Origin of the sequence: Mycobacterium sp. E136 (assembly GCF_001666865.1) — a bacterium.
Classification (GTDB): domain Bacteria; phylum Actinomycetota; class Actinomycetes; order Mycobacteriales; family Mycobacteriaceae; genus Mycobacterium.
This window is the reverse complement of record NZ_LZJE01000100.1, coordinates 16,742-32,183: the sequence shown is the minus strand read 5'-3', so window position 1 is coordinate 32,183 and position 15,442 is coordinate 16,742. Positions and strand designations below refer to the sequence as shown.

Annotated in this window: 13 protein-coding genes; 5 read left to right on the top strand and 8 right to left on the bottom strand. The window is 68.5% G+C overall.

Annotation, left to right across the window (positions count from 1 at the left end):
- Nucleotides 1-778 (top strand): zinc-binding alcohol dehydrogenase family protein (locus A5698_RS07625; protein ID WP_068295193.1); only part of this gene is annotated, 778 nt, incomplete at its 5' end.
- A 488-nt stretch (nucleotides 779-1,266) separates the two neighbouring features.
- Here A5698_RS07625 and A5698_RS07620 read toward each other — a convergent pair.
- Entirely contained in the window at nucleotides 1,267-1,746 is a 480-nt protein-coding gene (locus A5698_RS07620; protein ID WP_068295192.1) for a hypothetical protein, read from the bottom strand.
- Nucleotides 1,747-1,848: 102 nt separating this feature from the next.
- Between A5698_RS07620 and A5698_RS07615 the strand changes: the two genes are divergently transcribed.
- Nucleotides 1,849-2,424 (top strand): CGNR zinc finger domain-containing protein, encoded by a 576-nt coding sequence (locus tag A5698_RS07615; RefSeq protein ID WP_068295191.1) that lies wholly within the window; start codon nucleotides 1,849-1,851, stop codon nucleotides 2,422-2,424.
- A 2-nt stretch (nucleotides 2,425-2,426) separates the two neighbouring features.
- Here the strand turns inward: A5698_RS07615 and A5698_RS07610 are convergent, their stop codons facing one another.
- Nucleotides 2,427-3,188: a CPBP family intramembrane glutamic endopeptidase gene (locus A5698_RS07610; RefSeq protein WP_068295188.1), complete on the bottom strand. Its 762-nt coding sequence runs from the start codon at nucleotides 3,186-3,188 to the stop codon at nucleotides 2,427-2,429.
- Between the two features lie 11 nt (nucleotides 3,189-3,199).
- Complete coding sequence (locus tag A5698_RS07605; protein WP_068295185.1) at nucleotides 3,200-5,617, bottom strand: phosphoketolase family protein; 2,418 nt, start codon at nucleotides 5,615-5,617, stop codon at nucleotides 3,200-3,202.
- Nucleotides 5,618-5,698: 81 nt separating this feature from the next.
- Between A5698_RS07605 and A5698_RS07600 the strand changes: the two genes are divergently transcribed.
- Genes A5698_RS07600 through A5698_RS07590 form a run of 3 tightly spaced genes read left to right on the top strand, consistent with a single transcriptional unit; the run spans nucleotide 5,699 to nucleotide 10,343 of the window.
- On the top strand, nucleotides 5,699-6,574 hold the full coding sequence (locus A5698_RS07600; protein ID WP_068295178.1) for a TIGR03619 family F420-dependent LLM class oxidoreductase: 876 nt from the start codon (nucleotides 5,699-5,701) through the stop codon (nucleotides 6,572-6,574).
- Entirely contained in the window at nucleotides 6,571-8,874 is a 2,304-nt protein-coding gene (locus A5698_RS07595) for a CaiB/BaiF CoA-transferase family protein (RefSeq protein WP_068295176.1), read from the top strand. The genes A5698_RS07600 and A5698_RS07595 overlap by 4 nt, the downstream gene beginning before the upstream one ends.
- Entirely contained in the window at nucleotides 8,874-10,343 is a 1,470-nt protein-coding gene (locus A5698_RS07590) for an acetyl-CoA acetyltransferase (RefSeq protein WP_068295173.1), read from the top strand. The genes A5698_RS07595 and A5698_RS07590 overlap by 1 nt, the downstream gene beginning before the upstream one ends.
- 92 nt (nucleotides 10,344-10,435) lie before the next feature.
- On the opposite strand, the gene A5698_RS07585 is transcribed toward A5698_RS07590, so the two are convergent.
- The 5 genes from A5698_RS07585 to lon all read right to left on the bottom strand — a co-directional run bounded on the left by A5698_RS07585 (nucleotide 10,436) and on the right by lon (nucleotide 15,244).
- Nucleotides 10,436-11,023: a hypothetical protein gene (locus tag A5698_RS07585; RefSeq protein ID WP_068295170.1), complete on the bottom strand. Its 588-nt coding sequence runs from the start codon at nucleotides 11,021-11,023 to the stop codon at nucleotides 10,436-10,438.
- Between the two features lie 55 nt (nucleotides 11,024-11,078).
- Entirely contained in the window at nucleotides 11,079-11,807 is a 729-nt protein-coding gene (locus A5698_RS07580; protein ID WP_068295166.1) for a DUF72 domain-containing protein, read from the bottom strand.
- A gap of 4 nt (nucleotides 11,808-11,811) precedes the next feature.
- Entirely contained in the window at nucleotides 11,812-12,459 is a 648-nt protein-coding gene (locus tag A5698_RS07575) for an HhH-GDP family DNA glycosylase (protein WP_068295163.1), read from the bottom strand.
- Nucleotides 12,440-12,811, bottom strand: coding sequence for a TfoX/Sxy family protein (locus tag A5698_RS07570; RefSeq protein ID WP_068295160.1), 372 nt, complete (start codon nucleotides 12,809-12,811; stop codon nucleotides 12,440-12,442). The genes A5698_RS07575 and A5698_RS07570 overlap by 20 nt, the downstream gene beginning before the upstream one ends.
- 108 nt (nucleotides 12,812-12,919) lie before the next feature.
- Entirely contained in the window at nucleotides 12,920-15,244 is a 2,325-nt protein-coding gene (lon, locus tag A5698_RS07565; RefSeq protein ID WP_068295156.1) for an endopeptidase La, read from the bottom strand.
- Between the last annotated feature and the right edge of the window lie 198 nt (nucleotides 15,245-15,442).

Sequence of the window (15,442 nt, the reverse complement as noted above, 5' to 3'; positions counted from 1 at the left end):
AGGCGCGGGTGCGGAGTTCTCCGTCGGCGACCGCGTCGGCATCGCATGGTTGCGCCACACCTGTGGGCGGTGCCGGTACTGCGTCAGGGGAGACGAGAACCTCTGTCCGGAGTCGCGCTACACCGGCTGGGATGCCGACGGCGGATATGCGGAATTCGCCACTGTCCCAGCGGCATACGCGCTTCCACTACCGGACGGCTATTCCGACACCGAACTGGCGCCACTGTTGTGCGCCGGCATCATCGGATATCGCGCGCTGATGCGCGCGGACCTGCCGCCGGGCGGACGGTTGGGAATCTACGGCTTCGGCGGCAGCGCGCACCTGACCGCTCAGGTCGCGATCGCGCAGGGTGCCGAGGTTCACGTCATGACCCGTGGGGAGAGGGCACGAGATCTCGCGCTGGACCTCGGGTCGGCGTCGGCTCAAGGCGCCTACGAGCGCCCGCCCGTCGCCCTCGACGCCGCGATCCTCTTCGCGCCCGTCGGCGAGCTAGTGCTGCCAGCGCTCGAAGCGCTCGATCGCGGTGGCACGCTCGCAATCGCGGGCATCCACCTCTCAGACATCCCAGTGCTGAACTACCAGCGCCACCTCTTCCAGGAGCGCCAGGTTAGGTCGGTTACCGCCAATACGCGCGCGGATGCACGCCGCTTCCTCGAGTTCGCCGCGCAACACCGACTAGCGGTAGCAAACACGAAATATCCTCTGGGCCGTGCTCACGACGCACTGTTCGACCTCAGTCGGGGCGTCATCGCCGGCGCGGCGGTGCTATCGATGTGAGTATCGGCCGGCCGTGCACCCGTGACAAACGAACGTAAAGGGGCCGCTCGAGTTTGCTTGCGGACTTCACAGCCGGATTATGCAGGTCCCGGCCCTTTTTACCGCTTCATCAATTTTGTTGTCTTGGTTCGTGACGCGTCCTAGGATGAGTTCGGGCGGGGATGCACCAGGGAGGCCTGCCATGCGGGGGAAAACCGCTCTTGAGGTCATCGCCGTTCCGGCGCTCTTGGCGCCGCTGACAGCCACTCTTCTGGTATCGCCGGGCAAAGCCAACGCAATCGAATGTGGCGTAGGGACTGTGTACGACCCACCGTCGAATACCTGTATCGCTGCGCCTCTACCGCCACCACCGCCACCTCCACCGCCGCCTCCACCGGCATGGAACGGGGATATCACGCCGTATTTCTCAGTAGGCGTCTGCGCACCCATCCCATTTTTCTCGGTGTGCGCAAGCATCTGACGAGTGCACGGGTCCGCGTCCTGGTCGTCTAGAGCTCGGCCAGCGCTGCGCGCAGCCGGCCCTCGAGATCCCCACGGCCATACCGGTATAGGGGGCCGGTGCCGTCCGCGAGCAGCAGGCGCAGCCGCGCCATACCCCGCGCGCCGACGGGCCGGGGGGAGTGCAGGCGCAACGTGATCTCGTCGATCAGATCTTCGGCGGCGGCGATGTTCGACGTATGCAACGGCACCCGCGACGACATCAACGGGCCGCGCCCGCGGGCGTCGCGCACGATGCGCCGCAACGATCGGGCCACCGCCTCACGTTCTGCGGTCGACGTCAGCCGGGCGCAGTGCGCGGCGTACGCACCGCCCGCGGGCGCGCCGCCGCCGACGGCCGCCAACCGGTCGAACTTGGTCGCCCGCAGCCTCGCCGCCATCCGCGCCCGAAGTGACGGCGCCGGTGCGGTGGTGTCGCCGGCGGCCGTCGAACGGGTCAAGAGCGTCTGCGAATTCTGGATGTCCGACATTTCGATCCTCGGGTTGGAAGCGGATGACCACTAAACAATTTATAACGGTCACGCATGACCAGTCAAGTTGAAATAGCAGTCATGAAAAGCTAGGCTGCCTATATGACTACGCAGTGGCTCGGCGATCAGGAGACCAAGCCGGCACCGCCGCGATTGGCCCTCATCCAGAGCCTGGTCAACACGGCGGAGTTACCTTCAGGGCCCGACCGGCTCGCCGATCCGCACGATGCGCACCCGTGGCTGCGCGAGCACGGTCTGCTCGATGCAGAGGAGACTATCGACGCCACTGACCTCGAGGTCCTGCGCGGAGTGCGCGAGGCCCTGCGCGCGATGCTCGTCCACAATGCGGGCGGCCCGCCACCGACGGCCGAGGCACTGGCCCCGCTACGCGCCGCGCCGGGCGGCGCGGCGCGCGCCGACCTCGACGACCTCGGTCGAGTGCGGCTTTCTGCAGTGGGCACGTCGTTGCACGACCGCATGACCGAACTGCTGCTGGCGATCCACGACGCGCAGCGCGACGGCACCTGGTCGCTGCTGAAGGCGTGCGCCAATGAGGACTGCCAGTGGGCCTTCTATGACCGCTCCCGCAACCACGGCGGCACGTGGTGCAGCATGGCGACCTGCGGCAACAAGCTCAAGAACAGGGAGTTCCGCGCCCGCAAGCGCGCGTCGCACTGACGTCAGCTCAGGTGCCACACCAATGCCGCGGCCAGCGCGCCGAGCCCGTTCAGCGACCAGTGCAGGGCAATTGGTGCGATCAGGCTGCCGCTGCGCCGGCGCAGCCAGGTGAAGACGAAGCCCGCGACGCCAGTGGCGAACACCGCCAGCGTCACCCCGGCAACCGTGCCCAGAAGACCGCCGCCGAAGATGCGGGTGAATCCGACGTTGCTGCTTGTCAGGCCAAGGGAAGTGGCGATGTGCCAGAGGCCGAACAACAGCGAACCGCCCGCGGCGACACCGCGGAAGCCCCACGCGCGGTTGAGCGCACCGTGCAGCACGCCCCGGAAGGCGAGCTCCTCGGGGATCACGGTCTGCAGCGGGATGATGACCATCGACGCGATGAGGGCGCCCGAGATCGTCGCGTAGTTGTTGTTCATGAACATCGGTCGGGTCCACGGCAGCAGCGCGCCGATTGCGATGACCGACAGAACCAACCCAACGGCGCCGACGGCGTAGCCGGTTCCGGACTTCCAGTGTTCGCGGCCCAGCCCGAGTTCTGCCCACCCGAGGCCGCGCGACCGGACCAGGACGAGAAGGCCCACCGCGGCGGCCGGAACCGTCGCCACGCTGGCCCACGGCGTGGTGAAGTGTGCGATCAGGTTCGTCAGCGCCAAGACCACCACGACCACCGCGATGTCGACGTAGGTGCGGAAGTGGTGCAGTGCCGAAAGCTGTCCGACCAGCGGATGCGGGCGGTCGGCTAGGACGGCTTGGTCGGACACGAAAATCCAGTCTAGCGATCGTGCTCGCTGAGGGTGTCCTGCGACAGCGACGGCCCCCGGTAATCCGGGTCCCACGTCCACTCCGAGATCGCCGGATCATCCTCCCCGTGCTCGCGGGTGTAGCGCCGGGCCGCAAGGCGGGCATCGGCCATCTCCTGGCGCAGCACCGCCGCGCTGCTGCCCAGTCCCTCGACCCGATCGATGACGTCCATCACCAGGTGGAAGCGGTCGAGGTCGTTGAGCATCACCATGTCGAACGGCGTGGTCGTCGTGCCGCGCTCCTTGAATCCGCGCACGTGCAGCTGCGCATGGTTGGTGTGACGGTAGGTCAGGCGATGGATCAGCCAGGGATAGCCGTGATAGGCGAAGATGATCGGCTTGTCCTTGGTGAAGATCGAGTCGAAATCGCGCTGGGACAGGCCGTGCGGATGTTCGGACTCGGGCTGCAACCGCATGATGTCGACGACGTTGACCACCCGCACACCGAGGTCGGGCAGCCGCCGGCGCAGAATGTCGGCGGCGGCCACCGTCTCCAGCGTCGGGATGTCACCGGCGCAGGCGAGCACCACGTCTGGGTCGCCTGCGGCGTTGCTCGCCCAGTCCCAGATCCCGAGGCCGCGGGTGCAGTGGGCAATCGCCGACTCCATGTCCAGGTACGTCAGCGCCGGTTGCTTCCCAGCGACGATCACGTTGACGTAGTGGCGGCTGCGCAGGCAGTGATCGGCAACCGACAGCAGCGTGTTCGCGTCCGGCGGAAGGTACACCCGGACGACCTCGGGGCGCTTGTTGGCGACGTGATCGATGAACCCGGGATCCTGGTGTGATGCGCCGTTGTGGTCCTGGCGCCAGACATGGGATGTCAGAAGGTAATTCAGCGATGCGATCGGCGCGCGCCAGGACAGCTCCCGGCTGCTGTTGAGCCACTTGGCGTGCTGATTGAGCATCGAGTCGACGATGTGGACGAACGCCTCGTAGCAGTTGAACAGCCCGTGCCTGCCGCTCAGCAGGTAACCCTCGAGCCAGCCCTGGCAGAGGTGTTCGGAGAGCACCTCCATCACCCGGCCCTCGGGGCCGAGGTTCTCGTCGTCGGGCGTGAGCTCGGCCATCCAGGCCTTGTTGGTGGCCTCGAGGGTGGCGGCCAGCCGGTTGGACGCGGTCTCGTCGGGACCCATCAGCCGGAACCGGTCCGGGTTGCGGGTGATGACGTCGCGCAGGAACGTGCCGAGCACCCGCGTCGCCTCGGCCGATTCGGAGGCCGGTTTGTCGACCGGGACGGCGTAGTCGGTGAACGGCGGCAGGTCCAGGTCTTTGAGCAGGACCCCGCCGTTGGCGTGCGGGTTGGCGCTCATCCGGCGCTGTCCGCGAGGGGCGATCGCGCGCAGTTCGGGCCGCAGCGCACCCTCGTCGTCGAACAACTCCTCCGGGCGGTAGCTGCGCAGCCACGCCTCGAGCTGGGTGCGGTGTTCAGGGTTGGTGTGGGTTCCCGACAGCGGAACCTGGTGCGAGCGCCACGTGCCCTCCACCTTCTTGCCGTCGACCTCACGGGGACCCGTCCAACCCTTCGGGGTGCGCAGCACGATCATCGGCCACAGCGGGCGGCCGGGTTCGCGGTCCAGGCGAGCGGCGCGCTGGATCGCGGCGATCTGATCGAAGGCCTCGTCGAACGCCGTGGCCAGCTGCTGATGCACGTTGGCGGGATCGTCTCCGGCCACCGTGATCGGTCGGTAGCCATAGCCGAACATCAGCGACTCGAGTTCCTCCTGCGGTATCCGCGCGAGCACCGTCGGGTTGGCGATCTTGTAGCTGTTCAGATGCAGGATCGGCAACACCGCCCCGTCGGTGACGGGGTTGAGGAACTTGTTCGAGTGCCAGCTGGCCGCCAGCGGACCGGTCTCGGCCTCGCCGTCGCCCACCACACAGGCGACCACCAGATCGGGATTGTCGAACGCCGCGCCGTACGCGTGCACGAGCGCGTAGCCCAGTTCACCGCCCTCGTGGATCGAGCCGGGGGTCTCGGCGGCGACATGGCTGGGGATGCCGCCGGGAAAGGAGAACTGGCGGAACAGTTTTCGCATCCCGTCGGCGTCCTCGGAGATCGCCGAATACACCTCGCTGTAGGTGCCTTCCAGGTATGCGTTCGCCACCAACCCCGGACCGCCGTGGCCGGGGCCGGTGATGTAGATGACGTTGGCGTCGCGTTCCCGGATGACGCGGTTCAGGTGCGCGTAGACCAGGTTGAGGCCGGGCGTCGTTCCCCAGTGGCCGAGCAGGCGCGGCTTGACGTGCTCGGGGGCCAGAGGCTCCCGCAGCAGCGGATTGTCCAGTAGGTAGATCTGGCCGACGGACAGGTAGTTCGCGGCGCGCCAGTAGGCGTCGATCAACTCGAGTTCATCGGCGGACAGCGTGGGGGACAGTGCCTGGGCAGTCATCTGACTCATCATCGTCGGGGGTGAACGAGGTGCCAATCCTGTACCCGATGCGGGTGAACCTACCCATTAGCCTGTTCTTCCGTGTTGGGATTCGCGGTGCCGCAGTTCGGGGAGTCCGCCCGGGCTGACCTCGCGCGCTACGCCGCCACCGCCGAGAACCTCGGCGCGGACAGCCTCTGGGTGGGTGACCGCCTGCTTACGCCGGTGAACCCGAGCGTCGGGTACGCGGGTCAGGACACCATCCCCGAACAATTCCGCGCCGGCCTCGATCCGTTCATCGCGCTGGCGGTGGCCGCCACGGCGACGACCCGCGTCCGGTTGGGCAGCAGCGTGTTCGTCGCACCGTGGTATCCGCCGGTGCAGCTGGGCCGCCAGCTGACCGCCATCGACGTGGTCAGCGGGGGCAGGCTCGTCCCCGGCTTCGGCATCGGGTGGTCACCGGAGGAGTTCTCGGCGGCCGGCGCCCCGTTCCGCGGTCGGGGAGCCCAGCTGGACGAGCTGCTCGACGCCCTCGAGGAGCTGTGGACGACCAACCCGGTGCAGCACGACGGCAAGCGGTGGTCGATCCCGTCGTCGTGGGTGGACCTCAAACCGGTCCAGCGGCCCCGCCCGCCGATCTATCTCGCCGCGTTCACCCCGGCGAGCCTGCGGCGCATCGGACAGCGCGCCGACGGTTGGCTTCCGGCCGTGCAGGTGCCCGGAGGTGTGGCACCCGAAATGCTCGCGCTGCTGCGCCGCACCATCGATGACGCCGCCCGCGAGGCGGGCCGGGATCCGTCGGCGATCCACACCTATGTGCGGATCAACGTCGCGGCGGGCACATCGATCGACGCGGTCGCCGAGGCGGTGCGGACACTGGCCGACGCCGGATATCCCGATGCCTTCGTCGACCTGATGTACGTGGCGACCGACACCGACGACCATCTGCGGTGGGTCGAGGAACTGCTGACGGCATGAGCGAAGCACTGCTGGCATCCGTGCGGGTGCTCGATCTCGGCGGCGCCGCATCCGACGGGGTGAGCCGGTTGTATGCCGATCTCGGCGCCGACGTGCTGAAGATCGAACCGCCCGGCGGGCACGCGGACCGGCGGGCGTTGCCGACCGTGGCCACGGCCAGCGTGCCGTTTCTGCTGAACAACGCGAACAAGCGATGTGCGGTTCTCGACCCCGCCGACCCCGAGGACCGCCAGGCACTGTGGGACCTGGCGAGCACCGCAGACATCGTCGTTGACGGCGGGATCCCCGGCGGTGCAACCGAATTCGGAATGTCGTGCGCTTCGCTGGCGCAGCGGTTCGATCACCTCGTCGTGCTGTCGGTCACCGACTTCGGCACCGACGGGCCCTACGCCTCGTGGCAGGCCACCGACCCGGTCCTGTACGCGCTGTCCACGGCGTTGTCACGTACCGGGCCGACGACCGGCACGCCGGTGCTTCCGCCGATCGGCCTGGCGTCGGGGACCGCGGCCGTTCAGGCGGCGTGGGCGGCGCTGGCCGCGTATTATCGCCGGTTGCGTACCGGCACAGGCGATTACATCGACTTCTCCCGGTTCGAGGCGGTGCTTCAGTCGTTGGATCCGCCGTTCGGATCCGAAGGACAGGCCGCCGTCGGGATCAAGAAGACCACCGAGATCTGGCGCGGCAGGCCGCGTAACCAGAACATCTATCCGATCTTCGCCTGCAAGGACGGCCACGTCCGGATCTGCCTGCTGTCGCCGCGCCAGTGGCGGGCCATGCACGCCTGGCTCGGCGAGCCCGAGCAGTTCGCCGATCCGAAGTTCGAGACGATCGCGGCCCGGTATGCGGCATCGCGTGAACTCAACGCGCTGATCTGTGATTTCGTCGCTGCGCAGACGATGGTGACGCTGGTCGCCGAGGGTCAGGCGCGGGGCGTCCCGATCGCGGCGGTGCTCACCCCCACCGAGGCGTTGGCCTCCGAGCACTTCCGTTCGGTTGGTGCGCTGACCACCGCGAAGCTCGCCCCCGGCGCGGAGGTCGTCACACCCGTGGGGCCGTTCGTCGTCGACGGGCAGCATCGCGGTCTGCTCCGCCCGGCGCCCGATGCCGGAGCCGACGAGCCCGCTTGGGCGACAGCGCCATCGGAGACTCAGCGGCCTGCGACCGCCGTTCAGCGGCCGTTCGAGGGCATGCGCATCCTCGATCTCGGCGTCATCGTCGCCGGGGGTGAACTCGGCAGGCTGTTCGCCGACCTCGGCGCCGAGGTGATCAAAATCGAGAGCGCCGCCTATCCCGACGGGCTGCGACAGGCTCCACCCGGTCAGGTGATGAGCAGGTCCTGGGCGCTGACCCACCGCAACGAGAAGAGCCTGGGCCTCGATCTGCGGTCGGCCGCCGGTGCCGAGCTGTTCTGCCGCTTGGTCGCCGGCGCCGACGCCGTCTTCGCCAACTTCAAGCCGGGAACGCTTGCGTCACTGGGGTTCTCCTATGACCGGCTGCGAGAACTCAACCCCCGCGTCGTGTTGGCGGAAAGCAGCGCATTCGGGGCGGGCGGTCCGTGGAGCGCGCGCATGGGATACGGGCCGCTGGTGCGCGCGACCACCGGCGTCACGTCGCTGTGGGCGTCCACCGAAGGCGAGTTCTACGACGCGACGACGATCTTCCCGGACCACGTCTCGGCACGGCTCACCGCGATCGCCGCGCTGGCCGCACTCATCCGGCGCGACCGCACCGATCGGCCCGCACACGTCCACGTCTCGCAGGCCGAGGCGGCGGTGAGCCAGCTCGCGGCGCGCTATGTCACCGAAGCGGCGCGTGAGGCGGGCCTGCCGATCGTCGACGACACCACCGAACACCGCGTGTATCCCTGCGCCGGTGACGACGAGTGGTGCGTGATCTCGCTGCGCTCGGACGACGACCGCGCCGCATTGCACTCTCTCACCGGCGGCGTCGACACCGCGGAGTGGACTCGCGCCCGCGACAAGACGGAGGTGGCACGCGCACTCCAGGAAGCCGGTGTCGCGGCCGCCCCGATGAACCGCGTCGTCGACGTGCCCGCCGACCCGCAGGTGTGTTTTCGAAAGTTGTACTCCGACATGGAGCATCCGCTGTTCGAGGCGCCGATGCTCAGCGAGACGCGGCCTGCGCCGTACACGAACATCCCGCCCGCACGGCTGCTTCCCGCGCCGATGCCGGGGGAGCACACCCGAGAGATCTGTCAGCAGATCCTCGGGAGCTCCGTTGAGGACACCGATCGGCTCATCGCCGACGGCACACTTTTCGCCTATCGAGAAAGGCAGTGATGGAACCCAGGACGCCGGTGTTGGTCGGCTATGGACAGGTCAACCAGCGAGACGAGAACCCCGAGGTGTCGCCGATCGAGCTGATGGTCGACGCGGCGCGCAACGCGGCGGACCCCAGGGTCCTCGAGGCGGTCGACAGGGTGCGAGTGGTCAACCTCCTGTCGTGGCGGTATCGCGATCCGGGTCTGCTTCTCGCGCAACGGTTGCACGCCGACAACGCCTCCACCCGCTACACCGGGGTGGGCGGCAACACCCCACAGTCGCTGGTCAACGAGGCGTGCCGGGACATCCTGAACGGCCGCGCCGAGGTGGTCCTGATCGCCGGCGGTGAAACCTGGCGCACGCGAAGTCGGCTGCGCGCCAAGGGCATCAGGCCGGACTGGCCGCGCCAGGACGAGTCGGTGCCGATGGCCGAGGGCGCCGACGAGGGCGTGCCGATGGCCGGACCCGCCGAGATCAAGATCAATCTCGACCGGCCCGCGTTCGTCTACCCGATGTTCGAGCAGGCGCTGCGCATCGCCGCGGGGGAGTCCGACGAGGAGCACCGGCGCCGCATCGGCGAGCTGTGGGCTCAGTTCAGTGCGGTCGCCGCGACCAACCCGCACGCGTGGAACCGCGACGCCGTGCCCGCCGACCAGATCTGGCAGCCCGGACCGAGCAACCGGATGATCAGCTGGCCCTACCCGAAGCTGATGAACTCCAACAACATGGTCGACCAGGCGGCGGTCCTCGTGCTCACCTCCGCCGAGAAGGCGGCGAATCTGCAGATCCCCAGGGACCGGTGGGTTTTCCCGTATGCGGGTACCGATTCGCACGACACGTATGCGATCGGCGAGCGGGCGGAGTTCCACACCTCACCGGCCATCCGCATCGGGGGTCGACGTGCCCTGGAACTGGCCGGGATCAGCGTCGACGACGTCGCGCTGGTCGACGTTTACTCCTGCTTCCCGTCGGCGGTTCAGGTCGCGGCCAACGAACTCGGCCTTCCGCTCGGTGACCCCGACAGGCCGCTCACGGTGACCGGCGGGCTCACCTTCGCGGGCGGGCCCTGGAACAACTACGTCACCCATTCGATCGCGACCATGGCCGAACGGCTGGTCGCCGCGCCCGGACAGCTCGGGTTGATCACCGCCAACGGCGGCTACCTCACCAAGCACAGTTTCGGCGTCTACGGCACCGAACCGCCGCCGTACGAATTCCGTTGGGAGGATGTGCAATCCGAGGTCGATCGCGAGCCGACCCGGGAGGCGCTCGTCGACTGGTCGGGCGTGGGCACCGTCGAGACGTGGACGACACCGTTCGACCGGGAGGCTGCACCGGAGAAGGCGTTCCTCGCGGTGCGCACACCGGAGGACGCGCGTGTTCTGGCGGTCATCCCTGACGCGGTGGGTGCGGCCGCGACGGTCGAGGAGGACATCGCGGGCGCGAAGGTCCAGGTCAACTCGGACGGCACGGCCGCATTGGTATAGCCGGTACGGCCGCGTTGATATAGCCGGTACGGCCGCATTGGTATAGCCGGTACGGCCGCGTTGATCTAGCCGGAACGGCCGCGTCGGTTTAGCTACGGCGCGTTGGCGGGCACCTCGGTGTAGCGGGGCTGGAATCCCTCCGGAGCGAAGGTGAATCCCTTTCCCGTCGCCTCGCTCATGCAGGAGACCCCCGCGTCCTGCACGTTGCAGCGGAATCCCGCGACGGCCAGGACCCGGTTGAAGTCCAGCACCCTTGCGTCGCCGAGGACGAACTCCGGTCGGGTCAGCGCGACGAACCGGGGTTCGCCCTCGCGTTCGACGATGATCGCGTTGGGTGCAGCCTGCTCGCCGGCGGAATCGCGCACGGTGTCCGGTTCGCCGGTGATGTTCATGCTGGACAGCGGGGCGTTCGCCGACTGGCATCCGGCCTTCTCACGCGGGACGATAGCGCACGCCCACCGCCCGCTCGGCGTGGTGAAGTGGTACACGGCCGTCCCCTCCGGATGCGCGACGTAGTCGAACGCGTCGACCAGGTGGGCGCGGTTCGGCGGCGCAGGCGGTTCCGCGGTGGTGGAGGTCGGCGGTGACGCGACGAACGGCTCGTCGGTGGTGACGATCCGTTCGGCCGAACATCCCGCGACGACGACCGCGGCGGCCGAGATCAGAGAAAGAACACGCATGTCGGCTCCTAAGCGTGCCGCAACCGGATTGCGTCCGCGGCGGCGGGGTCCGGGGTCAGCCAGCCAGCATCGCTTTCAGCGTCTGCGCGTTCCACACCGCGTGCCCACCCAGGTCGTTGTTGAAGTAGACCAGCACGTGCCTGCCCTCGCGGTCCCAGGCTCGGATCCGGTCTGCCCAGCGGCGCAATTCGTCGTCGGGGTAGGACCCCGCGTACATCGAGTCCTGGTCCGGGCCGTGCATCCGGATGTAGACCAGGTTGCTGGTGGCCCGCGGAACGCAGCGCAGGTGGGCGCCGCTCATCACCACATACGCCGCTCCGTGGCGCTCGAGCAGGTCGTACACGGCGGGGTCGTCCCACGACGGGTGCCGCAACTCCATGGCCACCGGGATCCGGTCCGGCATCAGCTTGAGGAAGTACTCCAGCCGGGCGTCGTCGCGCTCCAGCTCGGGATGCAGTTGCACGAGCAGCGCTTCGCTGCGGTCGCCCAAGAGATTCCAGCACCGCTCGAAGCGCTCGACCCACGGCTCCGGCTCCCGAAGCCGCCGGTAGTGCGTCAGCCCTCGCTGCGCCTTGACCGACATCGTGAACCCGTCGGGCAGCCGCTGCCGCCAGCCGGCGAACGCGCTGTCTTTCGGCCAGCGGTAGAAGCTGGCGTTGAGTTCCACGGTGTCGAACTCCTCGACGTAGCGGGCCAACCGCTTGGCCACCGGCGTCCCGGCGGGATACAACACGTCCTTCCAATGGTCGTACGACCATCCGGACGTGCCGATCCGGATCGTCACCGCGTCATCCCCCTGCGGCCACGCGGTCGCGCAGCTCGTCGTCGAGCGACGCCTTGACCAACGCGGCGGCCAGCTTCGCGCATTTACGCGGCGCCAGCGCAGCCAGTTCGTCGCCGTCGGTGGGCAGTCCGAGTTCGCGCGCGGCGGTCGTGGCCCGCGAGTCGAAGTACGGCCGGACCCACGTCCAGGTGTCCTGTACCTCCCGCAGGAAGATGTCGGCACCGGTGTCGCCGATTCCCTTGAATCGCTTCAGCGCTCGCGCCACCGCGGTCACGTCGTAGTCGTCGGCCCCCTCCAGCTTGCGGAGGTCCCCGCCGTACTCGTCGACGACGGACTGCGCGATGTCAGTGAGCCTGGTCGCCGAACTCTCGTCGTACCGCACGTAGTGGGCGCGGCCGAAGGCGCGGATCATGGCCGTGCGGTCGGCGTCGAGAACGGCCTTGGGCGTGCGCAGGCCCGCGCGGGACAACTCCCGCGCGGCTGCCCCGGCGATGGCGGCGTCGATCGGCTTGCTCGACAGCATGCACAAGGTGAGCAGTTCGAAGAGCGGCATCGGCTTGTCCGCCAACCGGATACCGGCGTCTTCTGCGTAGGTCGTGCCGGCCTCGTCGAGCAGGCGCTTGGCCAGCTTCTTACGTGCTGCGGCGTCCACGTCGGCTGGCGTACCCGCGCTCTTTCGGGGGCAAACTCTTCGCGAAATCGACCGAGCGCGTGACCCACGGCTGCAGTTGCCGCTGGGTGCTGAGCCCGGCGCTCGACACCCGCAGCCATCCGCGCATCTCCCTGCCTGCCATCACCATCGGTGCGACGTGCTCACGCGCCAACAGCTTGGCGGTGTCGTCGGGCGGCACCCGCACCATCAGACCGCCCTGACCGCTGGCGGCCACCGCCATGTTGCCGTTGACCAGGAACGCCAACCCGCCGAACATCGACTTCTCCTCGACTCCGCGCTCCCCGCTGAGCAGTTCGCGGATCCGGTGGGCGAGGTTCTCGTCGTACGCCATGCACCGACGGTAGCGGCAGCGGGCGACATATCACCGGCTGAAGCCGGCCCCGAACACACTCAGGGTCGCGACCGGAAGCTCGGCCACGACTCTGAGTGCGTGTTGTGGTCAGGCTGCGATCGTCGCCGCCTCGACGGGTTGCAGCGCCTGCGCGACGATGTCGGCGACGTCGGTCATCGGTTTGACCTCCAGCGCGTCGAGCACGTCGGCCGGCACATCGTCCAGGTCCGGCTCGTTCCGTTGCGGTATGAAAACCGTTGAAAGACCGGCCCGTTGCGCGGCCAGCAGCTTCTGCTTGACGCCGCCGATGGGCAGCACCCGGCCGTTCAGCGTGACCTCACCGGTCATACCGACGTCCGCGCGCACCTGCCGGCCGGTGGCCATCGAGACCAGCGCGGTCACCATCGTCACGCCCGCCGACGGACCGTCCTTCGGCACGGCACCAGCGGGCACGTGCACGTGGATCCGCCGGTCCAGCGCCTTGGGGTCGACACCCAACTGCTCGGCGTGGGAGCGCACGTAGGACAACGCGATCTGCGCGGACTCCTTCATGACGTCACCAAGCTGCCCGGTCAGTTGCAGCCCGGGTTCACCATCGGTGGCGCCTGCCTCGATGTAGAGCACATCGCCGCCGAGCCCGGTGACCGCCAACCCGGTGGCCACGCCCGGTACCGCCGTGCGTTCGGCCGACTCCGGCAGGAACCGCGGACGCCCCAGGTACTCAACGAGATCCGGTTCATCGACGGTGATGCTGGTGACCTCGTCTGCCGCCAGCTTGGTCGTCACCTTGCGCAGCGCCTTGGCCAGCAGCCGCTCGAACTGACGCACGCCCGGCTCGCGGGTGTAGTCGGCCGCGATCTTGCGCAGCGCCGCCTCGGTCACCGTCACCTCGTCCTCGGTCAGCGCCGCCCGTTCGCGCTGCCGCGGCAGCAGGAAGTCGCGGGCGATGGCGACCTTGTCGTCTTCGGTGTAGCCGTCGATCTGCACCAGTTCCATGCGGTCGAGCAGCGCCGACGGGATGTTCTCGATCACGTTGGCCGTCGCCAGGAACACCACGTCCGACAGGTCCAGGTCGAGGTCGAGATAGTGGTCGCGGAACGTGTGGTTCTGCGCCGGGTCCAGGACCTCGAGCAATGCCGCCGCCGGGTCGCCGCGGAAGTCGGAGCCGACCTTGTCGATCTCGTCGAGCAGCACGACGGGGTTCATCGAACCCGCTTCGCCGATGGCACGCACGATGCGCCCCGGCAGCGCGCCGACGTAGGTACGCCGGTGGCCGCGGATCTCGGCCTCGTCGCGCACGCCGCCCAAGGCGACGCGAACGAACTTGCGGCCCAACGCCCGAGCCACGCTCTCGCCCAGCGAGGTCTTGCCGACCCCGGGCGGACCGGCCAGCACCATCACGGCGCCCGAACCGCGGCCGCCGACGACCTGCAAACCGCGCTGGGCGCGGCGCGCCCGCACGGCCAGGTACTCGACGATGCGGTCCTTGACGTCCTCCAGGCCGTGGTGGTCGGCGTCCAGGATCGCCCTGGCCGCCTGCAGGTCGGTGGAGTCGTCGGTGGTGACGTTCCACGGCAGGTCCAGCACGGTGTCCAGCCAGGTGCGGATCCAGCCGCTCTCCGGGCTCTGATCGCCGGCCCGCTCGAGCTTGCCGACCTCGCGCAGCGCGGCCTCGCGAACCTTCTCCGGAAGGTCGGCGGCCTCGATGCGGCTCCGGTAGTCATCAGACGACCCCGTGCCGTCGTCATCGCCCAATTCCTTGCGGATCGCATTGAGCTGCTGACGCAGCAGGAATTCCTTCTGCGTCTTCTCCATGCCCTCGCGCACGTCTTCGGCGATCTTCTCGTTCACCTCGACCTCGGCCAGGTGGGCACCCGTCCACTCGATCAGCGCGCGCAGGCGCTCGGCGACGTCGGGCGTCTCGAGCAGCTGGCGCTTCTGGACCTGGGTGAGATACGACGCGTAGCCCGCCGTGTCGGCCAGCGCCGACGGATCGGAGAGCTGGTTGACGAAGTCGATGATCTGCCACGCCTCGCGCCGCTGCAGCATCGCCAGCAGCAGCTTCTTGTACTCCGCGGCGAGGTCATAGGTCGCCTGAGGCACTGGGTCTTCTTCCCTGACCACGGTCACCTCGACCCACAGCGCCGCACCGGGTCCGGTCGCACCGGCGCCGATGTGCGCGCGGCTCTCGCCCCGCACCACCGCGGCCGGCCCGCCGACCATGCGGCCGACCTGCACGATCGAGGCCAGCACGCCGTACGACGGGTACCGGTCCTCGAGGCGCGGAGCGATCAGCAGCTCGCCGGATTCGCTGGCACGCGCGGCGTCCACCGCGGCGCGGGCGGCCTCGTCGAGCTCGATCGGCACGACCATCCCCGGCAGCACGATCGATTCGCTCAGGAACAGGACCGGAACTGTCTTGGCTTCAGCCATCAATCCTCCAAAGTTTGAGTCTGTTGCGCTCAACCTTCGGAGGGCCTCGTTTGTTCCCGGTGGTCCCGTGTGACGTACGCCCTCGGGCGAGTCACGACCATGGCTTCTCACTCGGGGCCGGCGACCATGCCCGAAATGGCAGGAAGCCTGCCGTTCGGGGGAAACGGCAGGCTTCCTGTTGTGGGTGGATCTAGGCGG

Coding starts and splice junctions, on each gene's coding strand:
- A5698_RS07605 (WP_068295185.1), bottom strand. CDS start 5,617: ATGACTGCCCAGGCACTGTCCCCCACGCTGTCCGCCGATGAACTCGAG.
- A5698_RS07595 (WP_068295176.1), top strand. CDS start 6,571: ATGAGCGAAGCACTGCTGGCATCCGTGCGGGTGCTCGATCTCGGCGGC.
- lon (WP_068295156.1), bottom strand. CDS start 15,244: ATGGCTGAAGCCAAGACAGTTCCGGTCCTGTTCCTGAGCGAATCGATC.
- A5698_RS07615 (WP_068295191.1), top strand. CDS start 1,849: ATGACTACGCAGTGGCTCGGCGATCAGGAGACCAAGCCGGCACCGCCG.
- A5698_RS07620 (WP_068295192.1), bottom strand. CDS start 1,746: ATGTCGGACATCCAGAATTCGCAGACGCTCTTGACCCGTTCGACGGCC.
- A5698_RS07585 (WP_068295170.1), bottom strand. CDS start 11,023: ATGCGTGTTCTTTCTCTGATCTCGGCCGCCGCGGTCGTCGTCGCGGGA.
- A5698_RS07590 (WP_068295173.1), top strand. CDS start 8,874: ATGGAACCCAGGACGCCGGTGTTGGTCGGCTATGGACAGGTCAACCAG.
- A5698_RS07570 (WP_068295160.1), bottom strand. CDS start 12,811: ATGGCGTACGACGAGAACCTCGCCCACCGGATCCGCGAACTGCTCAGC.